The sequence below is a fragment of the Thermosulfurimonas sp. F29 genome, from assembly GCF_019688735.1.
Classification (GTDB): domain Bacteria; phylum Desulfobacterota; class Thermodesulfobacteria; order Thermodesulfobacteriales; family Thermodesulfobacteriaceae; genus Thermosulfurimonas_A.
Genome location: NZ_JAIFYA010000001.1, coordinates 127,110 through 147,901, shown reverse-complemented (window position 1 = coordinate 147,901; position 20,792 = coordinate 127,110). Strand labels below are relative to the sequence as shown.

The following is a 20,792-nucleotide window of genomic DNA, read 5'->3' as shown; positions in this document are numbered from 1 at the left end:
TTTGCGGGGTGCTACCGGATGAAGATGGTTATTATTCCGTTAACGATTCCTCCGGCCAGGAGATCGTCAGCCATAATTCCCCGGCCTCCGGGCCACTTTTCGCCCTGATTTACAGGCCATGGTTTTCCGATGTCAAGGATTCTGAAGAGCAAGAATCCCATTGCAAGGTGCAAAGGATCGGCCGCATGTCCCAGTACGGCCAGGTAGGCTCCGGCCACCTCGTCGATGATCACGCACGAGGGATCTTTACTCCGCAGGATATCTTCGGTTCGTCCCGAGGCCCATACCCCCATCAGCGTAAGAACCACCAGAAAAAGTCCCCGGCCCCATAAAGGCCAGCCGGAGGTGATCCAGTAAAGAAAGATTCCGGCTGCTGAGCCCCAGGTGCCCGGGGCCCAGGGAATTTTCCCTAAACCGAAAAAAATAGCCAGAATATAAGCTAGACGGTCAGTAATCTTCGAACACCCGGCATTCGTGGTGAAATCGTAATAATCGTAAGGGACTCGTCGAGTCCGTTGGGATCCTCAAGCCGTATGGGATAGGTTCCGTACCATGATAACCTGAGGTCGTTTGCACCACAGCTCGGACGGCTGCGCGGTCATATCTGTATTGCCAGGGTGAAGGATTCCTCGGCCCCTCCGGTGAGGCCCTCTTTGCTAAGGTGCCGAGAGACCTTGCGCACATTTTTTTCCTCACCTGAAGATCGCATAACATCTTTTCTCTGTGGATCTCTGGATGTCAAGTCCCGGAATTTGCCCAAGTTGACGAAAGCGAGGTTTTATATTACCCAAATGCCCATGCCGGATGTGTGTCCTTTTTACGGATGGCGCTACAATCCCGAACGGGTGAATCTTTCTCGGGTAGTGGCTCCTCCGTATGATGTGGTCAGTCCAGAGGAGGTTTTTCAGTATCTTGCGAAGGATCCTCACAATATTTTCCATCTGGAGATTTCTCCCGAAGGACCGGATCGCTATCAACGGGCCGCCGAAAGGTTGAAAAAGTGGGTGGAGGAAGGCATCCTCATAAGGGAGAAATACCCCAGTTTTTATCTTTATCGTTTGCATTTTAGTCATAATGGACAGAGATACACTCGAACCGGATTTATTGCGTTGGTTCGGCTCAGTCCTTTTAGTGAGGGAAAAATTCTTCCCCATGAGAAGACCTTTTCCCGCATCACCGAGGACCGACTTAGACTTCTTCGGGCCACCTCGGCCCAGTTCAGCCAGATCTTTGTCCTTTATCGGGATCCAGAGAGAGAAACCTTAAAGACCGTTCCCGGGAAAGAGATTCTTCGGGTGGAGATTTCGGATGGTACCGTTCATGAACTGGTTCGAATTGACGATCCGGGGGTTCAAGGGAAGCTTCAGCAATTTTTCCGGGATCGTGTTTTTTATATTGCTGATGGCCATCATCGTTACACTACCGCGTTGCGGTATGCCGAGGAGATGGAGGCCCGCTTCAAACCCGGGGAGCCCCGCTGTTTTCACTATATCATGTCTTATCTTTGTCCCTTTGAGGATCCCGGGCTCATTGTTCTTCCTACCCACCGGATAGTTCGGCGCAGTCCGGAAAGGGGAAAACTTGAGGAAGTCCTCCGAGAAATGGCTGAATCGATTTCTTTTCCCCCTGATGCGGGGCGTCCCGATCTGGAAAAAAGGGTTTTTGTTATCTTTTTTGAAGGCCGTCCCTATGAGGTGCGTTTAAGACCGGAGATTTTACTCCGCTGGGAACGGGAAAATGGACTTCCGGAGACGCAACTTCCCGCAGCCTGGTGTGCCCGATTTATTAAAGCCCTTTTCGGAGAGTCCGAGAAAGATCTGAAAGAAAAGGGTCTCCTTTCCTATACTCCCTGGTCCGAAGAGGTGTATAAAGAAGCCAGCAAGGGCGCTCTGGGAATACTCCTCCCGCCCACTCCCATTGAAGCTCTCGAGAGGGTAGCCTCAAGCGGAAAGGTGATGCCACACAAGTCCACTTACTTCCACCCCAAAATTCTTACCGGACTGGTGGTATTCCGTATAACTCCGGAGGCCGCCCCTCCTTGTCCTTAAAAGCCGAGGACCTCTTTGTCCGGACTCTGTCCGAGGTTTTGCGGATTTTTCCGCGTATCCGGGAACTTCTGGGAGATGATCCCGACTTTCATGTTCTTTTGCGAGAACTGCGGAAATCTCTGAGTGTTTCCGAAAAGGCCTATTATTCCACCGGGGCCTACCGACTGTGTGCGGATTGTGCGATTCGGGAAAGATCTACCTGCTGCGGAAGAGACATGGAACTGTCGGTAAGCCGGGAGCTTCTTATTTTAAACCTATTCCTGGGGGTTACTTTTCCCGAAAAGAGGACATTTGCCCGGGGTTGCTTCTTTCTCACTCTGAAAGGGTGCTCCCTAAAGGCCCGGCCTATTATCTGTCGCAATTTTTTTTGTGCGTGGTTTCGCGAACATTTTCCTCACGAAAAGTTGATTTTTCTGCAAAAGGCACAGGAAGACGAAATGACCCTCGTGTTTCAGCTGGAAGTATTTCTGAAGGAGAAACTCTTTTTTATGGAATTGAGGTGAGGACATGGGAAGGGCCCTGGCCTTCGTGGGAACGATGTCCTCGGTGGGCAAAAGCCTCCTTGCGGCCCTGGCCTGTCGTTATTTTTCCCGACGGGGCCTGAGGGTGGTGCCCTTTAAGGCGCAGAACATGAGCCTGAACGCGCTGGCCACCGAAGAGGGGGAGATGGCCTGGGCGCAGGCTTATCAGGCCCTGGCCGCGGGAAGGCGTCCCTCGGTGCGTATGAATCCCCTTCTCCTGAAGCCCCTGGCCGAACGCCGGGCGGAGATCATTTTCCTGGGAAAACCGGAAGGGATACTTCCGGCCGGGGAGTTCAGGGCCTTCCGCCGGCGCTACCGGGAAAGGGTCTTCGCCGTCTTCGAGGAACTCCTTCACGAAAACGATCTGGTGATAATAGAGGGAGCCGGGGGGCTGGCGGAATTGAACCTCCTTGAGGGGGATATCGCCAATTACGAGCTCCTGCGCACCTACGGAATTCCCTATGTGCTGGTGGGGGAAATAGACCGGGGTGGAATCTTCGCCCAGATCTGGGGGACTTACGAGCTGGTTCCGGAGCTCAAGGCCCAGTCCCTGGGGTTCGTGGTAAACAAGTTCCGGGGGGACCCGGCCCTTTTTGAGGAGGGGCTCCGCCTCCTCGAGGAACGCACTGGTCGCCCCGCGCTGGGACTTCTGCCCTATCTTTCCGATCATTTTCTGGAGGAGGACAGCGCCTCACTCAGACTCTCGGACCAGTCCTTCCGGACCGAGGGCCTTCGGGTGGCGGTACTGGCCTATCCCTATCTGGCCAATTTCCTGGACCTGGATCCGCTTCGTTACGAAGAGGGGGTGGAGCTGCTCTTCACCCGCAACCCCCGGGTGGTGGCCGAGGCTCACCTGGTCATCCTCCCCGGATCCCGCAATGTGGGGCAGAGCCTGGCCTGGATCAGGGAAAACGGTCTGGACGAGGTCCTGGGTCGGATCGCCGAACGGGGAGTGATCCTGGGACTCTGCGGGGGATTCCAGATCCTGGGGCGGCGCCTGATTGATCCCGAGGGGCTTGAGTTCGGGGGGGAACTGCCGGGACTCGGCCTTCTCCCCCACGAGACGATCTTTCGCTCCCCCAAGCGCTCCGGTCCCCTCACGGATCATCCTCCCTTCCCCTTCTGGAAGGAGGCCCTTTCCGGGTTTGAGATTCGCTACGGTCGAAGCTATCTCGGGGGCAACGAGGTGGTGAGCGTCTTTAAGGAGCGGATCATGGGGACCTACCTCCACGGGATCTTCTTCGAGGACCGTTTTCGGGAGGCCTTTCTGAACTATGTCCGCCGAAAGGCGGGACTTCCGGAAAAACCTTCCCGTCCCTATAGGGAAAGAGTGGGCGCGGTTCTGGACCGCGCCCTGGGACTTCCGGCCTTTGCCGGATTGTTTAAACGCCTGGCCGAACTGGTTTAGACTATTCCTTTAAATTCTTTCCAGGAATAGCACGCGGGTCTTTCCGCGGGATTGGGGAGGCGGGGAGTGGGGGAGGGCCAGGAGCTCGCGGGGGGAAAGGGGATAGAATATTTCCCGGAGACGAAGGTTCTTTCCCAGGGGACGAACCGTGACCTCCTCCGGAGAAAGGTCCCGCCATTCCTCGAGAAGGAGCGGCTGATCCACGACCAGGGTGTCGGGAAGCTCCGGCAGGAGGGGGAGAAGGGTCTTCCAGGCGGCCAGTCTTTCCCTCAGGGCGGGGAGTTCCCAGCCGGGTTCCCGGATCTCGGTAACCCATTCGGGAAAACGCACCCCTGTGGTGTCGCCCACGATCATGCGGGAAAGAAAGCGACTCTTTTCTTCGAGTTCGTGCAGTTCCTTATCCAGTTCCTCCAGATAGTGGTCCAGGCGTTCGGCCAGGGCCAGCCTCACCCGTGCGGTGAGCAAGGGATCCTCCCTGCGGGAGGAATCTCCCAGAAGGGCCCGTTTTATGTCCGATACGCTTTCCTCCAGGGTCTCCGGAGCGGCTTTAAAAAGGGCTACATTCTCGGGACTGCGCATAAGGCGCCCCCATTCCTCGTATCCGGATACGAGATCCAGAAAGACGGAAAGTTTTTCTCCCAGGGGGGGAGGATAAAGGAAGTGTACCCGGCCCTCCTCGGCGAGCTCCCGGGCCACCCCCCGGGGGGGATACTCCGCCGGACGCAGGAGAATCAGTGCCTCCACCACCTGGAGGAGGACCTCAGCGAGATCCCCCCGCAGGTGGGTCTGTGGATAGAGAAGAGCCCTCACACCTGAAAGATAGCCCATATGTAAGGCTGGTCAAGCCGGAGAGATTTGCTATAAAGAGTAAGGGTCTATGCTCAATACTGCCTTCTTGCTGGACCTTCTCCTCGTCCTCTGCGGGGCCTGGGCGCTGGGCTATGTGGCTCAGCGTCTGGGGCTTCCGGTGATGCTGGGTGAACTGGTGGCCGGTCTTATTCTCGGTCCCCCGGTCCTGGGGCTCGTATCCCCTTCCGAGTCGCTGGAACTCCTGGCGGAGTTGGGGATCTTCTTCGCCATGTTTTACGCCGGGCTCGAGATGGACCCCCGGGAACTCCTGGAGCACCTCAGGCCCTCCCTGGCGGTGGCCCTGGGAGGTTTTGTGTTGCCGTTCGTCCTCGGGGCCCTTACGGCTTATCTCTTCGGGGGCACCCTCTACCAGAGTCTCTTCGTGGGGATGGGTACCTCCATAACGGCCATCGCGGTGCAGACCGTGGTGCTCAAGAGCCTCCGCATAAACCGTACCGAACTGGGGCACATCATCATCGGGGCGGCCCTGGTGGACGATCTCCTGGCCCTCGTCACCCTTTCCGTGCTCCTGGGACTGGCCCGCAGCGGACGCGTGGATGTGGCGGGTATCGGCTTCATCGTCCTGAAGGTCCTGGCCTTTTTCGGGGTCACCATATTTCTGGGGGAGGTCGTGCTTCCCCGCTTCACGCGGCGGATTACCGATGAGGGAGGCAAGGCCGTGACCTTCGCCCTGGTGGTGGCTCTGGTGATGGCCTTTCTGGCCGAAGAGGCCGGGCTACATCATGTCATCGGGGCCTTTCTGGCCGGCCAGTTCGTGCGACGGGAGATTATGCGCCCCGAGGTGTACGAGATCATCGAGGATCGTTTTTACGGATTGAGTTACGGTTTCCTTCTTCCCGTATTTTTTGTAACCCTGGCCTTTCATCTGCACTGGAGCCTCGATCCCGGGTTCCTCCTCCTGACCGTGGCCATTACTGCGGTGGCTCTTGTGGGTAAATTCGTCGGTGCCGGCCTGGGGCTCAGGCTTTTCGGCTTCGGATTCTGGGAATGTCTGGTGGTGGGTTCCGGGATGAACGGACGCGGGGCGGTGGAGATGGTGGTGGCCGCGGTGGCCATGAGCCTGAGCCGGGAGCTCCTGGCTCAGGGCAAGATTTCTACCCCTCTCCTTACCGAAGCGCAATTTTCCGCCCTGGTGGTAATGGCCTTCGTGACCACGGTCCTGGCCCCGATCTCCCTGAGATGGACGGCTCAGCGGGCCTGTCGGAGGGAGGAACGGGCCGAATTCTGCCGGTTGCTTGAGGAGGCCCGCAGGGAGGCCGTAGGGGGCTAGCCCTGACGGAGAAAACGAAACCACAGGTCCCAGAGAATGGCCACCAGGGAACAGAGGGAGATGATCAGGTAGTTCCAGCGTTCCTTGGAGACCTGTACGCTGGCCACGATGTACCGCAGGGCCTCAAGGTCGGTGGAGGAGAGAGGCCTCCGGCTCCCCAGTTTTTCGAGGAGGTGGAGTTCCTCGATGGTCTTCCTCCGGCGGGAGGTAATGTAGGCCCTGAAGAGGAAGAAGACGAGGTTCCCGCACACTCCCACATACCAGAACACATCTATGAGTTGCGGACGGTAGGCCTTGGCCACCAGGATGAGACGGAGGGAGATGGACCCGGTGAGGCCCAGAAAAAAGGCCCCCCAGGAAACCCAGGCGGGGAATCGATGGGGTACCCGGAAGGATTCCTGTTTCGCCATGGTTTTCATCATAACGGGCCCGTGGAGGACGGAAAAGGGCCCCGGGAAATCGGTCCGGCCGGGTGTTAAAATGGAGGAATGATGCGGGTGCAGGAACTGCCCCTTTATCCGGAACCGCGGGGAATCTTCCGGGTCTCGGCCTCCGCCGGAGCCGGTAAGACCTATCGCCTGGCCCTGCATTACCTGAGACTCCTCAAAAGCCTCTCCCCTCCCTCGGAAGGGGGGCTTTCTTCCGTGGTGGCCCTCACCTTCACCAATCAGGCCGCCGCGGAAATGCGGGAACGCATCCTTGCCTTCCTCAAACACATGGCCCTGGCCACCCCCGAGGGACGCCGACTCTCGGCCGAAACCGGACTCACCCCGGAAGAGGCCGGGGGCTGGCTGGCCGTCATCTTTTCGGCCTATCCCTCCTTTCAGGTGCGCACCATAGACAGCCTGATCTTCACCCTCATCCGGGGGCTCGCCTGGGAACTGGGACTGCGACCGGATCTTTCCGCCGAGATCCGGGAGGAGTTTTTCCTCAACCGGGCCTTTGACCGGTTGCTCCTGCGTCTGCGGGAAAGCGATTCCCTGCGCCGCCTCTTCGAGGAGGCCCTTTACACCTTCCTCGAACTCGAGGAGCGGGGGGGCTTCAACCCGGAAAAACACTTCCGCCGGCGGATGGAGGAACTCCACCGGCTCCTGCGCAGAAAGCCCCTTTCGTCCCCGCTTGCCGATCCCCCTGATCGCGCGGAGCTGGCCCTGGTGGAGGAGGAGTTGCGGGAGCGGGGCCGGGATCTTTCCCGCAGGCTCTTCGAGGAAATGCGCCTTGAGCCCGCCTACCCGGGCTGGGACGAGTATCTCCGCGATCCCCCCGCACACTACTGGCGGGCTCTTTTCCGAAAGGACTCGGTGAAGGGGATAATCAAAGGAAGGGTCCGGAACCTCCCCGGGGTCCTCGAGGAGGAATACCGGCGGCTTAAGGAGTTGCTGGCCCTTTACCTCCGGGCCAAGGCCCGGGCGGAGGTGGCCCCCTACGAACGGCTCTTCCGGGAGATCCTGCGGGAGATGAAACTCCTCAGGGAGGAGGAGGGGGTGCTCCAGGCGGGAAGCTGGACGGATCTTCTGGCCGAGAGGGCCCGGGAATTTCTGCCGGTAATCTACCTGAAACTCGGAACCAGACTCAGACACTTCCTCCTGGACGAATTCCAGGATACCGACCGCCGACAGTGGGAGGCCCTGAAACCCCTGGTGGAGGAGGTGCTGGCCACCGGCGGTTCCCTCTTTTATGTGGGCGATGTGAAACAGGCCATCTACATGTGGCGCGGAGGGGATCCGGAACTGTTCTTCGAGGTCCCGAAAAGCCTTCCCTGGGAGCTCAGGACGGAAAACCTTCCGGTAAACCGGCGCTCCGCGGAAAAAATCGTCCTCTTTAACAATCGCCTGTTCGCCCGGCTTCGTGAGGACCTGGAGGAGGTGGTTCGGAAGTTTCTTCACGGTGAGAGCGAGGCCCGCAGGATGAAGGATTGCCCGGTCAGCCGGGAGCTTTCCCGAAAACTCGCGGAGGTTTACCGGGAGGCGGAGCAGGAAAGCCTCTCCGGTAATCCCGAGGGCAGGGTGGAGTTTCTCGATCTTCCCCCGGACGAGGATCGGGAGGCTTTTCGGGAGGCGGTGTGGCGGGCGCTGGAGGATCTGGTTCCGGTGCTCTTTCGCGAGTATGTGGAGGCCGGCAAAAGCGTGGCCATTCTCGTGCGCGAAAACGGGGAGGCCGAGGAGATAGCCACCTTCCTTTTCGGGATCGGTATCCCGGCGGTGACCGAGCGGGCCCTGCGCCTGGAAAATTCTCCCCTGGTCAAGGGGCTTCTTTCCCTCCTCCGGTATCTGGACTATCCGGGGGACGAGACGGCACTCGCCGGTTTCCTCATGAGTCCGCTTTCCCCTTCGGGGCCGGAAATCCTGACCCGCTACTTCCGTGAACGCACCCCGGGGCTGGCCGGACTTCTGGCCCGGGAGGCCCCGGGACTTCATCGTCGCCTGCAAAGACTTTCGGAATTTCACCGGGAGGGCGCCACCCTTTACGAGCTGGTTCAAGAGATGGTCCGGGAATTCGGGGTCCGGGAGAGGTTCCCGGAGGAGGAACTCTACCTCATGCGGTTTCTTTCGGCGGTTCTGGCCTACGAGGAGGAAGCCCTGGGGCTTTCCGACTTTCTGGCCCGGTGGGAGGAAACCGGTGGTGAGGAAAAGATCGGACTTCCCGGGGAACTTCAGGCCGTGCGGGTCCTCACCATTCACGCGGCCAAGGGGCTGGAGTTCGACGCGGTGGTGCTCCCCTTCCTCACCTGGGGGCCGCGGGGACGAAACGAGGTGGTCCTTACCGACTGGGGGCTCATCCGCGCCAGGAGGGACTCCGCCGAGGAGGTGGCCCGGGCCAGACTCCGGGAAAAGGCCCGGGAGGTCTTCGAGACCCTGAACCTGCTCTATGTGGCCCTGACCCGTCCCCGGGAGGCCCTGTACCTCTTTCTGCCCCGGAAAACCCGCTACTACACCGTGGCCTCGGTCCTCCAGGACCTCTCGGCCCGGGAGATAGCGAGGGAGCTTTCCGGATGAGCACCCTCGAGGCGTCCCGGAGGAAGCTCAGGAGGCTTTTCCGGTGAGGTTGCGCATCTATCAGCAGAAGAGGGCCCTTGCCCTTCTCGGGGAAAGGGACGAGGAACGCCAGCTGGGGGAAATGGCCCACCTGGCCCTTTATTTTCTGGAAGGCTTTACCGGGCGGAGGGAGGAGGTGGAGAAGGCGGTGGATCGGGCTCTCGCTCTTTACCCGGAACCCCTTCCCCGCCGCGAGATCCTCCGGAAGAGGCTCCTCGAGATCCTGGTTCGGGCCCTCTCTCACCCCGGGATAGCCCGTTTCTTTGCCCCCGGAACCACCGACCTCCGGGAGCACACCCTGGTTTTTCCCGATCCGGAAGGCCTTTCCGCGGAGGTGCACCGTCCGGATCGGATCCTTTTTACCCCCGAGGGACCGGTGGTGCTGGAATACAAGTTGAGGCCGGGGGGGCCGGATGGAGTCGCCGCCCACGAGAAACAACTCCGCACCTATCTCGCGGTCATCCGGCGCCTTGAGGGGAGGCCTCCCCGGGGCTACTTGATCTACCTCGATCCCCCCGAGGTGCGGGAGGTGGAGCTTGAAAGGACTTAGGGCGTGGGTCGTCCCACCGTCCGCCGGGTTCCTGCCCACCCTGGCCCGGGAACTGCTTGCCCGGCACGGAAGGGATCTCTCCCGGGTTACCGTGCTCCTTCCCACCCGCAGATCCGTCCACTATCTCCGTTATTACCTCGTTCGGGAGGCCCGGGGCCCCCTCTGGCTTCCCCGGATCCAGGCCTTCTCCGACTGGGTGAACGAGCTGGCCGTGCGCCTGGATCCCCGGCCGGTGATCCTTCCGGCGGAACGGGCCTGGTGGCTCTTCCACATCGCCTCCGGGCGCCCCGGTTTCGAAAAGATCGGGGATTCCTTTGATCGATTCATTCCCTGGGGCCTAAAGTTTGCGGAGGTCCTTGAGGAATTCCTCCGGGAGGGCGTAACCCCCCGGGATCTCCTGGAGCCTCCGGAGGGGATCCCCCCGGAGGCCCGGGCCTTTCTGGGGCATCTGGCCGAGATCAGCCGGAGTTATCGGGAGGCCCTTAGAAGGGCCGGGGTAACCACCCCTGCGGAAAGACTTCGAACCGTGGCCGAAGGCCTTTCCGAGGTCTTCTCTCCGGAGGGACCGGTGTATCTTGCGGGGTTTGCCGCCCTTACCGCCGCCGAAAGAAAGATCTTCCGGGAGATACTTTCCGCCGGGGGAGAGATCTTTTTCGAGTTTGATCCGGAGGGGGAGGTGCCGGAGTTTCTGGAGGAGGTTTTGAGGGAACTCGAACTCTCCCCGGAGCCGCTCGGTTCGGGGCACCGTCCGCGGAGTCGGGTGCGGTTCTGGGCCGCCGCGGATGTGCATCAGGAGGTCCGGGAGGCGGCCCGGCTACTTCCCGCCCGTCCGGAGGCCCCGGACGAGGTCCTCGTGCTCCTCCCCGTGGCCGGGCACCTCCTGCCCCTGCTCTACGCCCTACCCGAGGGGGTTCCGGTCAACATCACCCTGGGGTTCCCGGTAAAGAGATCCCTCCCGGCCACCTTTCTCCTCACCCTGTTCGAGCTTCTCGAGAATCGGGTGGAGGAACGCTATCCGGTGCTCACCTACCTGGCCCTGCTCAAACATCCCTACTGCCGGGGCGTCCTGGGATCTTTCGCGGAGGAAGTGCAGGAGCTCGAGAGCCGTCTGCGGGCCCACGGAAGCCCCTACCTTACCCTTTCGGAGATAGAGGAACTTTCCGGAGCCCCTGAACCCCTGCGTAAATTCCACCGGGAGTTTCTCGAACCCTTCTCCGGGATTTCCACCCCCAGGGATTTCGCCCGGACCCTTTACCGGATCCTGGAAAGCCTCCTTCTTCCGCTCCGGGAAAGGCTTCGGGACCCCGAAGGGCATCGGGAGTTGCTGGCCCGTCACTTCCTATACGCCTTTGAGAGCGAAATCCTCCCCGTGTTCGAGGCCACCGCCTTTTCCGGGGAGAGGATGTCCCCCGAAGGCCTTTTTCGCATGTTTCGCGAGATTCTCGGGGCGGTCAAGGCCCCCTTCGAGGGGGACCCCCTGCGGGGCCTCCAGGTGATGGGGCTGCTTGAGACCAGGTTGCTTTCCTTTCGCCGGGTGATCGTTCTCGATGCCAACGAGGGGGCCCTTCCCTCCCCGGAGGAGATCAATCCGGTGCTTCCCGAGGGCCTGCGTCCGGCTCTGGGGCTTCCCCGTCGTTCCAGGCAGGAAGCCCTGGAACGCTATTATTTCATGCGTCTGGTGGCCGCGGCCCGGGAGGTGGACATCTTCTACCTTTCGGTGACCGATTCCTCCCCGAGGCTTCTCCCCCGGGTGCGGAGTCGCTATGTGGAGGTCCTTCTCTGGGAGGAGGAGCGCCGCCGGCGGAGGATCTTTTCCGCCGGCGAGGGGCCGGTGCGCCATCTGAGTCCCCGTCTCAGGGCTCCGGCCCCCGGGGCGGGTATCCCCAAAGGGGAGGCCGAACGCCGGGAGATCGAACGCCTCCTTTCCGGAGAGGTCAGCGCCACCCTGTTCGAAACCTACCTGGATTGCCCGGCCCGTTTTTACTTTCGATACCTCCTGGGACTTCGGGCCCCGGAACGCATCCAGGATTACGACGCCACCGCCTTGGGGACCCTGGTGCACCGGGTGCTTGAGGACTACTTCCGTCCCTTCCTGGGACGGGAGTATGTCCCCCGGGAACACAACGATCAGGCGCGTCTTCTGGCCCTTTTCCGGGAGAGTTTCGAGAGGGATCCTCTTTCGCGCCAGCTGGGGCCGGAACGGCGCTTTTTCGTCCAGAAGACCACCGAATACCGCCTCGAGCGTTATCTGAAAGGCCTGGAGGGCCTTCCTCCCTTCCGGATCCTGGCCCTCGAAGAGGACCTGCGCCGGGAACACCCGGATCTGGGTCTGCGTTTCCGGGGAAAACTGGATCGGGTGGATCGGTTCGAATCCGGGACCGTTATTGTGGACTACAAGACCGGAACCGGGCTCCGTTCCCTGAGTCTCAGGCGCCTCAGGGAGATCCTTTCCGGGGAAACGGACTCTCTCAAAATCGAACCCACGGCCGAGGGCCTGGAACTTCTCCGGGAAAGGCTTCCGGATCTTCAGCTGCTTCTTTACCTGTTTCTGAGACCCGAGGCCACGGAGGCCGTTTATGTGCAGCTGGGAAGCGGCCGGAGCCGGGAGCTCTTCAAACCCCTTTTTTATCGTCCCCCCTTCAATTCGCGCCGGGATCCCCTGCTGCGGGAGGAAGAGATCCGGCACCTCAGGGAACGCGTCTTCCCGGCCCTGCTCTCCCGCCTGGTGGAGCACATGCTCGAGGCCCCGGTCTTTTTCATCCCGGAAAGGCCGCCGGGATGTCGTTTCTGCGACTACCTCTACGCCTGTCCGGGCCGGAAGAACATCTAGGTGTAGAAGCCGCGGCGGAGTTTTTCCGCCTCCACGCCGAAGAAGAGTGCGGCCTCCGAAATGGTTCGATGAAGGGGACCCTGCGGGATCTCCCGGAGGAGGCTCTCCAGCTCTCTGGCCCGTTCCTCCAGCAGATCGGCCAGGGTCTCGGCCCGGGTGCGGGAGACGGGATCCTCCGCGAATTTCTCTATGAGAGGCAGGACCTCCTCCACCAGATCAAGGGCCCGGCTGAGGGGCTCCGGGCTCTTTCCGGCCCCCTCCAGGGCCTCCCGGAGATGAGCCTCAAACCCCTTCTCTACTTTGCGAGTGTCCCTGCCGGGAGTAAAATCAAGGGGCAATCGTGGATCCCAGAAGATCTTCATGCCGGACCTCCTGACTTCTATCCTAAATAACTTTTCGGAAGGAGGCAAGAAAACATGAGGGTCCGGATCTGGTTGTTGTTTTTGATGATGCCGCTCCTTGCGGGTTGCGGGGCGGCGATCCTGGCCGGAGGGGCCACCGCGGGCTACAAGGTGGCCACCGATGCCCGTTCGGTGGGCACGCAGGTGGACGACGCCACCATCACCGCCAGGGTCAAAATGGCCCTGGTGAAGGATCCGGTGACCAAGGCCCGCAAGATCGATGTGGACACGGTGAACGGGGTGGTGACCCTCACGGGGATGGTGGAGACCGAGGCGGAGAAGCGGCGGGCCGAGGAGGTGGCCCGGGGGGTGCCCGGGGTTCGGGCGGTGCGCAACAACCTCCGGGTGGGGCACCGCAGTTTCGGGCGCAGCCTGGACGACAAGCTTCTAACCGCCCGGATCAAGACCAAGCTCATCGCCGAGCCGGGTATCCGTTCCCTTTCCATCGATGTGGACACGGTGAACGGGGTGGTGACCCTCACGGGAGTGGTGAAAAACGAGGAACAGCGCCGTCGGGTGCTGGAGATCGTGCGTGCCACCAAAGGGGTAAAGGCGGTGGTGGACAACCTCACCGTGAAGGGTGAGTGAGTCGTGGGTGTGTATCCGGAGACCTTTGATGTGATCGTGATCGGGGCCGGCCATGCCGGGATAGAGGCGGCGCTTGCGGCCTCCCGCCTGGGTTGCCGGGTGCTGGTCCTGACCGTGAACCTGGAGCGTATCGGGGCCATGAGCTGTAATCCGGCCATAGGAGGCCTGGCCAAGGGGCACCTGGTAAAGGAGATAGACGCCCTGGGAGGGGAGATGGCCCGGGCCATAGACGAATGCGGTATCCAGTTCCGGAAGCTCAATACCCGGAAGGGACCGGCGGTGCGGGCCACCCGGGCCCAGGCCGACCGCATGCGTTATCAGGCCCGCATGTATCGCGTGCTCACCCGTGCTCCCCGGATCACCGTAAAACAAGCCCTGGTCTCCAGGATACTGGTTCGCGACCGGCGCGTCTACGGGGTGGAGACCCGGGTGGGAGAGGTCTATCACGGAAAGACCGTGGTGGTGACCACCGGGACCTTCCTGCGCGGGCTCATTCACATCGGCCTTACCAACTTTGCCGCCGGACGCATGGGGGATCCTCCCTCAAACCGTCTCTCGGAGTGTCTGCGGGAACTGGGTTTTGAGATGGGACGCCTCAAGACCGGAACCTGTCCGCGGCTCGACGGCCGCACCATCGACTACTCCCGGCTCGAGGTGCAGTGGGGCGACGATCCCCCGCCGCTCTTTTCCTTTCGCAACCGGGGGAAACGCCCCCCTCTCCCTCAGGTGCCCTGCTTCATCACCTACACCACCCCGGAGACCCACGAGATCATCCGGGGGGCGGTGGATCGGTCTCCCCTCTTTACCGGGATCATAAAAGGGGTGGGGGCCCGGTACTGCCCCTCCATTGAGGACAAGGTCTTTCGGTTCCCGGATCGGGAGCGGCACCAGATCTTCCTGGAGCCCGAGGGGCTGGACACCGTGGAGGTTTACCCCAACGGGATCAGCACCAGCCTTCCGGTGGATGTGCAGTGGCGCATGGTAAGGAGCATTCCGGGGCTCGAGCGGGCGGAGATTCTGCGGCCGGGCTACGCCATAGAGTACGACTATGTGAATCCTATCCAGCTCAAGCACACCCTGGAGACCAAACTCGTGGAGGGGCTTTTTCTGGCCGGTCAGATAAACGGAACCTCGGGGTACGAGGAGGCCGCGGCTCAAGGGATCGTGGCCGGGATCAACGCCGCTCTCCGTGTGCGGGAGGAGGAACCCTTCATTCTGGATCGCTCCCAGGCCTACATCGGGGTCCTCATAGACGACTTGGTAACCAAGGGGACCCGGGAACCCTACCGCATGTTCACCTCGCGGGCGGAATATCGGCTGCTTCTCCGGGAAGACAACGCGGATCTCCGGCTAATGCCGCTGGCCCGGCGTCTGGGGCTCGTCTCCGAGGAGGACTGGGCCCGTTTCGAACGGAAAAAGGCGCTGCTTGAGGAGGGAATGCGTTTTCTCCGGGAAAGAAAGGTCCGGCCCGAGGAGGTGAACGGACTGCTCGAGAGCCTGGGGGCGAGCCCCCTCAGGGAGACGGTCCGGCTGTACGACCTCCTCCGACGCCCGGATGTACCGCTTGAGAAGGTCCGTCCGGCCTTCCCGGAACTTTCCCAGTTCCCGGACGAGGTGCTGGAGGAGCTCGAGATAGAGACCAAGTACGCCGGTTACATCGAACGCCAGAGGGCCGAGGTGGAACGCTTCCGCCGCTGGGAAAACATGACCCTTCCCGAGGATCTGGACTACTGGAAGATCCCGGGGCTTTCCACGGAGGTGCGGGAAAAGCTTTCCCGGGTGCGTCCCCGTTCCTTCGGACAGGCCCTGCGTATCTCGGGGGTTACTCCGGCGGCCATCGCCGCCATCCAGGTCTACCTTCGCAAACACGGTTATAGAAGCCGGGGCTAGTTCGGGTATAATAGCCCTATGGCCGCAAGAAAAAAGAATCCCCCCAAGGATCCCCCCTTCGGCGAAGGAGAGGATTTGAAACCGGCGGCCTCCGGGGAGACCCTTCCGGTTCCCGCCCCGGAGGAGAGGGGGTTGCCCTCGGCGGTAGATCCCCTCCAGAGGTATCTTGCGGAAATCAGCAAGTTCCCGCTCCTTTCCCGGGAGGAGGAGGAACGCATCGCCAAGGAGTACTACGAGACCAGGGACCCCCGCCTGGCTTACAAACTGGTAACCTCCAACCTTCGCCTGGTGGTGAAGATCGCTCTTGAGTTCCAGCAGTTCTGGAATCGCAACTTCCTGGACCTTATCCAGGAGGGCAACCTGGGGCTCCTTCAGGCGGTGCGGAAGTTCGATCCTTACCGGGGGGTCAAGTTTTCCTATTACGCCTCTTTCTGGATCAAGGCTTACATCCTCAAGTACATCATGGACAACTGGCGCCTGGTGAAGATCGGCACCACCCAGGCCCAGCGCAAGCTCTTTTACAACCTTAAGAAGGAGAAGGAGCGCCTGGAGGCCCTGGGCTTCAAGCCCACGGCCCGGATGCTGGCCGAAAGACTGCAGGTCAGGGAGAAGGATGTCATCGAGATGGAACAGCGGCTTTCGGGCTCGGATGTGAGCCTGGAGGCCCCCATAAAGGAGGACTCCGAGGACACCTACCGGGACTTTCTGCGGGCTCCGGGGCCTTCGGTGGAGGATCGGATCGCCCGGGACGAGGTGCTCACCCGATTTTCTCAGATCCTGCACGAATTCGGAAAGACCCTCAAGGACAAGGAGAAGGTCATCTTTTACGAACGGTTGCTGGCCGAGGAGCCCCTGACCCTTCAGGAGATCGGGAAACGCTTCGGCATTTCCAGGGAGAGGGTACGGCAGATCGAGGAAAGGCTTCTCAGGAAGCTTCGCAAATACCTGGAGGAGAGACTGCCCGATGCGCACAACTATCCGCTGGCTCTGGAAGGGGCTACTGCCTAGTCTCCTGATTCTGGCGGTGCTGGGGTCTTCGGCCCGGGCCGGACGCCGGGCCGAGGCTTACTACCACTTTCTGGTGGCGGTGCGGGCCTATCAGGAGGGCCGGTTGACCGAGGCGCGCAAGGAGCTCTATCGCGTTCTGCGCCAGGATCCCCGAGCCGTTTATCCCCGCAAGCTTCTGGCCGAGATATACGGACGGCTGGGAAAGTACGAAAGGGCCGAGACGGTGGTGCGCAAGGCCCTGGAGCTGGCCCCGGGGGACCCGGAGCTGAAGTTGCTTCTGGCCCGGGTCTACCTCTCGGAGAAGCGGTTCGCCCGGGCGGTGGTCACCCTGGAGGAGGTCCTGGAAAAGGATCCCGAAAACGAGCGGGCCCTGGGGCTCCTGCTCAACGCCTATCTGGGGGAGAAGGATCTCTCCGGGGCGGTGAATTCGCTGGATCGGCTTCTCAAGGTTCACCCGGATTCGGTCTCGCTCTGGCTTTTCAGGGCCCGGTTGCTGGCCAGGGCCGATCGTCCCCTTGAGGCCAAGAAGAGCTACCTCAGGGCGGTGAAGCTCTCCGACTACCGTCTCGAGGTGGTAATGGAGGCCGGGGAGTTTCTGCGGCGGATAGGGGCCCTCTCCGAGGCCGAAAATCTCTATCGCACCTATCTTGAACGCAATCCGGAGGACTTTCACGCCCGCCAGGCCCTTCTTCAGATCCTGCTCGCCCAGAAGAGGTGGAGCGAGGCCGAAAAGCTCCTGCGGGAAACCCTGGAAAGGTCCCCCCGGAGGAAAGGGGTGCGCTTTTTCCTGGGATTGGTTCTGGAGAAGGAAGGCCGTAAGGAAAAGGCTCTTTCCGTGTACCGGGAGGTGCCTTCGGATAGTCCTTTTTACACCGATGCTCTCCGGAGGGTGTTTGCCCTTACCAGGGAGCTCAGGGGGGACGAGGCCGCCCTGAACTACCTTGCGGAGCTGATCCGGAAGGAATCCCCGGATCCTCAGGTCTATTTTTTCGCCGCCACCGCCGCCGAGGACATGGACCGTTGCGAGGAGGGGCTTCGTTTCGTGGACGAGGGGCTCAAACATTTTTCCGACAACCGGGATCTTCTTCTCACCAAGGGGCTTCTTCTTTCCTGTCAGGGAAGATTACGCGAGGCCCTGAAGGTGGTGGAACCCTTACTGGAACGGTTCCCGGACGATCCGGTGATCCTCAACTTCGTGGGATACACCTATGCGGAACTCGGGGAGCACCTGGACGAGGCCGAAAAGCTGGTGCGCAAGGCCCTTAAGGCTCAGCCCGAGGCCGGCTACATAGTGGACAGTCTGGCCTGGGTCCTTTATAAGAAAGGCCGTTTCGAGGAGGCCCTGCGTGAGATCGAAAGGGCGGTAAAACTCGCCCCGGACGACGGAGTCATCCTGGAACACAAGGGGGACATCCTGCGGGCCCTGGGGCGAAAGGGGGAGGCCTGCGCTATCTATCGGAGGGCTCTCGAGCTGGTCAAACACCGGCGCGACCGCAAACGCCTGGAAGAAAAGGTCTCGGAGTGTCCCGGAAAGGCGCCCTCCTCCTGATTCTGATAATAATTTCGAGCTGTGCCGTAAGGATTCCCTCCCAGCGGCCGGAGGTCCCCCGCGCCGCCTTTTCCTGTTATCGGGCACTGGTGAGATACGAATTTTCGGCCCCCGGAAGGCGGCAACGGGGAAGGGCCGTGGTACTGGTCCGGGGGCACCGTCTCTACGCGGAGGGATTTTCTCCCTTCGGAGGGGTTCTCTTTTCCCTCTGGGTCAACCAAGGGGTCCTAACCATGGTCTCTTTCTTGGAGGGGCAGGGTCTTCGCCTTCGGCTGGCTCCCGAAAGTCGTCTCCTGGACGGGCTATGGCCCTACCTCCTCCTGGGGTGTCTTCCCCGGAACGGGCCGTCGCTTGACCCCCGCGGGAAAGCGAACCTGGGGAATGGTTACCGGCTCTCCGTTACCGGCTCCCCCGGGGTCATAAGGCTTTCCTTTCGGGGAAGGGAGTTCCTGCGGATCCGTTCACTTTCCCGGGGTAGGGTCCTCCTTTACTTAAAACCCTTTCGGATGAGGATTGATCTTTCTTTGCAACGACTGGAGCCGATATGTGAAATATTTCCCCCGCCGCCACGGCTTCCTGAAAGAATTCTGGATCTGAATCGCTATCTGTCCGCCGAGGGGGATTGAGAAGACCTTTTGGCGTATGTGGCCCGGGTTATCACGAATTTTTCCCGGAAACGCAGGGCGTTTTCATGCATAGGGATGTTGTTGAAAAGGATCCAGACCTCCTCCGCCTCGAGGCCGAAAACCAGATCCGCAAGCCTTTTCAATTCCTCGTTCGTGTAATTTTTCCGGTAATCGAGGCGCCCGCCCTTTCTTTCACCGTGAAGACGAAAGTAGAGAAAGGGAAGGTTCCGGAAGCGTTCGAGGAGCCCCGGAAAGAGCAGGGGATCGAAGACGGGGATCACCCCGAACCGGTGGAAGAGATCCTCCAGAAGTCCGGGGTCCTCCCAGCGAATCTCGAGACCGGCGCGAGTTCCCGGAGGCAGGAGCTCCCTGAGACGGACGAAAAAGGCAAAGAAGCCCTCGGCCTCGCCGGCACAAACCCGGGGAAGCTGGAAGAGAAGGAAACGGGCCGAGAGTCTTCCGGTTAGGGCGATGGTCCTTTCCAGGAATTCCTCGGTGGCGGGGTTCAGACGGAGACAGCCCGCGAGGTTCCGCAGCCGTTCCCTTTCCTCCGGGGCCAGGCCGGCCCGCCGCCAGGTGGGAGAGGAAACCGGATGGGTGAGGCCCTGAAAGACCTTGAGGGAAAGGCCAAAGCCCTCACGGGAACGAAAGACCCGTTCCCACCGGCGCAGGGTTTTTTCCGGGGGGAACCGGTAGAAGGTGGCGTTTATCTCCAGAGCGTTGAAAAGCTCCAGGTATTTCTCCAGCCCCACCCGGTTGCCGCAGGTGCCCAGGTAGATCCTCACGGTCTATTCCCCCGGAGCCATGCGGGAACCGTACGGGCGGCCTTCCGGCAGAGCTCGGGATAAAGGCTGCAGGCCACCTGCCGGGCCTTCCGGGTGGAAAGCAGACGGATGCGGGCGTCGAGCTCCCGGCAGGCGCTATAGGAAAGGGCCCTCACGAAAGCCCGCCAGAAAAGTTCGTTTCTCAGATGGGGGAAGGGATCGGCTGGGGAAGGCCTCAGTTCCTCCTTTTCGATGAGACGAATGTAAATCAGACTCCTTGCAGCCAGCAGGTCCTCCGGAACCCGGCGATGTCTTCCGCCGAAAAGGTAGTAGGCCGTGAGTCCGTCTCCCGGGGAGGGCCACAGGCCGTTCAGGCCCGGGGATCCTGCCGCACAAAGGACCAGGTTTCGCACCCTGATCTTCACCCCCGGCGGCCTACCCCGGGCCAGGAGGTGGACCAGTTTGAGGTGGATGTAGCCGGCCTCCACATAGACATCGGTTTCAGGGGGGAGTGCGCGCAGCAACCTCAGGATGGCCTCAGCCCGGAGTTCGTCCCGGAAGGCCAGGCGACGGGCATCGGCCCGGGCGAAGGCCTTTATCCTCGTTACCAGTTCCTCAAAGGGAGCCTTCATGGCACCGTAAAAGTCCAGGAGCCGTCCGAAGGTTTCGTGTTCGATCTCGTAGACCCGCGAGAGTTCGGGGTCTTTCCTCAATTCCTCGGGCCTTGCCCCTGCGGCCAGGGCCTCCTGAATCCTCACCCAGCGCTCCAGATAGGGCTCCACCTGGAGGATCCTTTTCCCTCCGGCGTGAAGTTTGCGCAGGGCCCGGTAGAGTTCGCGGGCATATTCCGGGAATCCGGCCTCGCTCTCCAGGACGAAATCCTCTATGTCCCTTTGCCCCGAAAGCATCTCCTCAAAGTGAGGGTGCGGGGGTTCCTCCAGGATAATGAGGTGGTGGTCTTTCATGAACCGGAGGCTCGCGGGCAGGAATTCCAGCCGATGGGGAGTAAGGCCTACGGTTAGCCTGCCCATTCCTCCCTCTTGAGACGTCGATTTTCGGGGAGCGGTTTCCGGTAGATGTACATCCAGGCCTCAAGCACCCGTCCGTCGGAAAGCTCCACCGGCACGGTGCGGCGCTCGTATTCGTCTTCCACCTCGTCGAGGACCTCGAAAAGTCCGGGATCGATCTCGTATACCTCACCCCGGACGCGGGATTCCTCCGCACCCGGCCGCACCGCGGGATACTCCCCCAGATCGTAGAGGGTGAAGCCTCGAACGGTCCCCTCTCCCAAGAAGCGGGCTCCTTCCAGCAGGTAATGCAGGGGTTGTCCCCGTCTGAGCGTTCCGTATACGAAAAGCCGCTCCATTGACCGGCGGCCCCCATTCCTTTATTTTTTGAGCGTGTTCTAAATAAAACGCTTTGTCGGGGAGGCGA

19 protein-coding genes are annotated in these 20,792 nt (G+C 61.0%); 12 read left to right on the top strand and 7 right to left on the bottom strand.

The genetic code is table 11. The features are described from left to right. Positions 1-11: 11 nt before the first annotated feature. Positions 12-425 (bottom strand): phosphatidylglycerophosphatase A, encoded by a 414-nt coding sequence (locus K3767_RS00725; protein WP_255592231.1) that lies wholly within the window; start codon positions 423-425, stop codon positions 12-14. 366 nt (positions 426-791) lie between these two features. Between K3767_RS00725 and K3767_RS00720 the strand changes: the two genes are divergently transcribed. The 3 genes from K3767_RS00720 to K3767_RS00710 are packed head-to-tail and all read left to right on the top strand — an operon-like array spanning position 792 to position 3,977. Then, positions 792-2,048, top strand: a complete 1,257-nt coding sequence (locus tag K3767_RS00720; protein WP_221171648.1) for a DUF1015 domain-containing protein — start codon at positions 792-794, stop codon at positions 2,046-2,048. After that, positions 2,039-2,551, top strand: a complete 513-nt coding sequence (locus K3767_RS00715) for a hypothetical protein (RefSeq protein WP_221171647.1) — start codon at positions 2,039-2,041, stop codon at positions 2,549-2,551. Before K3767_RS00720 ends, K3767_RS00715 begins: the two co-directional genes overlap by 10 nt. A 4-nt stretch (positions 2,552-2,555) precedes the next feature. Continuing rightward, entirely contained in the window at positions 2,556-3,977 is a 1,422-nt protein-coding gene (locus K3767_RS00710) for a cobyric acid synthase (protein ID WP_221171646.1), read from the top strand. A gap of 9 nt (positions 3,978-3,986) precedes the next feature. On the opposite strand, the gene K3767_RS00705 is transcribed toward K3767_RS00710, so the two are convergent. After that, on the bottom strand, positions 3,987-4,787 hold the full coding sequence (locus K3767_RS00705) for a hypothetical protein (protein ID WP_221171645.1): 801 nt from the start codon (positions 4,785-4,787) through the stop codon (positions 3,987-3,989). A gap of 67 nt (positions 4,788-4,854) precedes the next feature. Between K3767_RS00705 and K3767_RS00700 the strand changes: the two genes are divergently transcribed. Further along, a complete protein-coding gene (locus tag K3767_RS00700; RefSeq protein WP_221171644.1) occupies positions 4,855-6,117 on the top strand; it encodes a cation:proton antiporter in 1,263 nt (420 codons plus the stop codon). On the opposite strand, the gene K3767_RS00695 is transcribed toward K3767_RS00700, so the two are convergent. Continuing rightward, a complete protein-coding gene (locus tag K3767_RS00695; RefSeq protein WP_221171643.1) occupies positions 6,114-6,527 on the bottom strand; it encodes a hypothetical protein in 414 nt (137 codons plus the stop codon). The genes K3767_RS00700 and K3767_RS00695 overlap by 4 nt on opposite strands. Positions 6,528-6,605: 78 nt before the next feature. Here K3767_RS00695 and K3767_RS00690 point away from each other — a divergent pair, with 78 nt between their 5' ends. Genes K3767_RS00690 through K3767_RS00680 form a run of 3 tightly spaced genes read left to right on the top strand, consistent with a single transcriptional unit; the run spans position 6,606 to position 12,532 of the window. Continuing rightward, positions 6,606-9,113 (top strand): exodeoxyribonuclease V subunit beta, encoded by a 2,508-nt coding sequence (locus K3767_RS00690; protein WP_221171642.1) that lies wholly within the window; start codon positions 6,606-6,608, stop codon positions 9,111-9,113. Positions 9,114-9,156: 43 nt separating this feature from the next. Further along, positions 9,157-9,702, top strand: a complete 546-nt coding sequence (locus K3767_RS00685) for a PD-(D/E)XK nuclease family protein (protein WP_221171641.1) — start codon at positions 9,157-9,159, stop codon at positions 9,700-9,702. Continuing rightward, positions 9,689-12,532, top strand: a complete 2,844-nt coding sequence (locus K3767_RS00680) for a PD-(D/E)XK nuclease family protein (protein ID WP_221171640.1) — start codon at positions 9,689-9,691, stop codon at positions 12,530-12,532. Before K3767_RS00685 ends, K3767_RS00680 begins: the two co-directional genes overlap by 14 nt. On the opposite strand, the gene K3767_RS00675 is transcribed toward K3767_RS00680, so the two are convergent. Beyond that, positions 12,529-12,894 carry a hypothetical protein gene (locus tag K3767_RS00675; RefSeq protein ID WP_221171639.1) on the bottom strand — a complete coding sequence of 122 codons (366 nt, stop codon included), beginning with the start codon at positions 12,892-12,894 and terminating at the stop codon, positions 12,529-12,531. The two genes, K3767_RS00680 and K3767_RS00675, sit on opposite strands and share 4 nt — an antisense overlap. 54 nt (positions 12,895-12,948) lie before the next feature. Here K3767_RS00675 and K3767_RS00670 point away from each other — a divergent pair, with 54 nt between their 5' ends. The 5 genes from K3767_RS00670 to K3767_RS00650 all read left to right on the top strand — a co-directional run bounded on the left by K3767_RS00670 (position 12,949) and on the right by K3767_RS00650 (position 18,594). After that, positions 12,949-13,521, top strand: coding sequence for a BON domain-containing protein (locus K3767_RS00670; RefSeq protein ID WP_221171638.1), 573 nt, complete (start codon positions 12,949-12,951; stop codon positions 13,519-13,521). Positions 13,522-13,524: 3 nt separating this feature from the next. Then, positions 13,525-15,411 carry a tRNA uridine-5-carboxymethylaminomethyl(34) synthesis enzyme MnmG gene (gene mnmG / locus K3767_RS00665; RefSeq protein WP_221171637.1) on the top strand — a complete coding sequence of 629 codons (1,887 nt, stop codon included), beginning with the start codon at positions 13,525-13,527 and terminating at the stop codon, positions 15,409-15,411. 75 nt (positions 15,412-15,486) lie between these two features. After that, the gene (locus tag K3767_RS00660; protein ID WP_255592105.1) at positions 15,487-16,419 is read left to right on the top strand and encodes an RNA polymerase factor sigma-32; all 933 of its coding nucleotides are present in this window, start codon (positions 15,487-15,489) and stop codon (positions 16,417-16,419) included. Next, positions 16,376-17,968 (top strand): lipopolysaccharide assembly protein LapB, encoded by a 1,593-nt coding sequence (locus K3767_RS00655; protein WP_221171635.1) that lies wholly within the window; start codon positions 16,376-16,378, stop codon positions 17,966-17,968. Before K3767_RS00660 ends, K3767_RS00655 begins: the two co-directional genes overlap by 44 nt. Then, complete coding sequence (locus K3767_RS00650) at positions 17,941-18,594, top strand: hypothetical protein (RefSeq protein WP_221171634.1); 654 nt, start codon at positions 17,941-17,943, stop codon at positions 18,592-18,594. The genes K3767_RS00655 and K3767_RS00650 overlap by 28 nt, the downstream gene beginning before the upstream one ends. Here K3767_RS00650 and K3767_RS00645 read toward each other — a convergent pair. Genes K3767_RS00645 through K3767_RS00635 form a run of 3 tightly spaced genes read right to left on the bottom strand, consistent with a single transcriptional unit; the run spans position 18,570 to position 20,724 of the window. Then, the gene (locus K3767_RS00645) at positions 18,570-19,379 is read right to left on the bottom strand and encodes a DUF72 domain-containing protein (RefSeq protein WP_221171633.1); all 810 of its coding nucleotides are present in this window, start codon (positions 19,377-19,379) and stop codon (positions 18,570-18,572) included. The genes K3767_RS00650 and K3767_RS00645 overlap by 25 nt on opposite strands. After that, positions 19,376-20,389 (bottom strand): hypothetical protein, encoded by a 1,014-nt coding sequence (locus tag K3767_RS00640; protein WP_221171632.1) that lies wholly within the window; start codon positions 20,387-20,389, stop codon positions 19,376-19,378. Before K3767_RS00640 ends, K3767_RS00645 begins: the two co-directional genes overlap by 4 nt. Beyond that, positions 20,377-20,724 (bottom strand): gamma-glutamylcyclotransferase, encoded by a 348-nt coding sequence (locus K3767_RS00635; protein WP_221171631.1) that lies wholly within the window; start codon positions 20,722-20,724, stop codon positions 20,377-20,379. The genes K3767_RS00640 and K3767_RS00635 overlap by 13 nt, the downstream gene beginning before the upstream one ends. Positions 20,725-20,792 lie beyond the last annotated feature (68 nt).

What these genes read in the sequence shown, in the direction of transcription:
- K3767_RS00640 (WP_221171632.1), bottom strand. Translation starts at nt 20,389, where the DNA reads ATGGGCAGGCTAACCGTAGGCCTTACTCCCCATCGGCTGGAATTCCTG.
- K3767_RS00695 (WP_221171643.1), bottom strand. Translation starts at nt 6,527, where the DNA reads ATGGCGAAACAGGAATCCTTCCGGGTACCCCATCGATTCCCCGCCTGG.
- K3767_RS00710 (WP_221171646.1), top strand. Translation starts at nt 2,556, where the DNA reads ATGGGAAGGGCCCTGGCCTTCGTGGGAACGATGTCCTCGGTGGGCAAA.
- K3767_RS00700 (WP_221171644.1), top strand. Translation starts at nt 4,855, where the DNA reads ATGCTCAATACTGCCTTCTTGCTGGACCTTCTCCTCGTCCTCTGCGGG.
- K3767_RS00655 (WP_221171635.1), top strand. Translation starts at nt 16,376, where the DNA reads ATGCGCACAACTATCCGCTGGCTCTGGAAGGGGCTACTGCCTAGTCTC.
- K3767_RS00635 (WP_221171631.1), bottom strand. Translation starts at nt 20,724, where the DNA reads ATGGAGCGGCTTTTCGTATACGGAACGCTCAGACGGGGACAACCCCTG.
- K3767_RS00690 (WP_221171642.1), top strand. Translation starts at nt 6,606, where the DNA reads ATGATGCGGGTGCAGGAACTGCCCCTTTATCCGGAACCGCGGGGAATC.
- K3767_RS00675 (WP_221171639.1), bottom strand. Translation starts at nt 12,894, where the DNA reads ATGAAGATCTTCTGGGATCCACGATTGCCCCTTGATTTTACTCCCGGC.
- K3767_RS00720 (WP_221171648.1), top strand. Translation starts at nt 792, where the DNA reads ATGCCCATGCCGGATGTGTGTCCTTTTTACGGATGGCGCTACAATCCC.
- K3767_RS00670 (WP_221171638.1), top strand. Translation starts at nt 12,949, where the DNA reads ATGAGGGTCCGGATCTGGTTGTTGTTTTTGATGATGCCGCTCCTTGCG.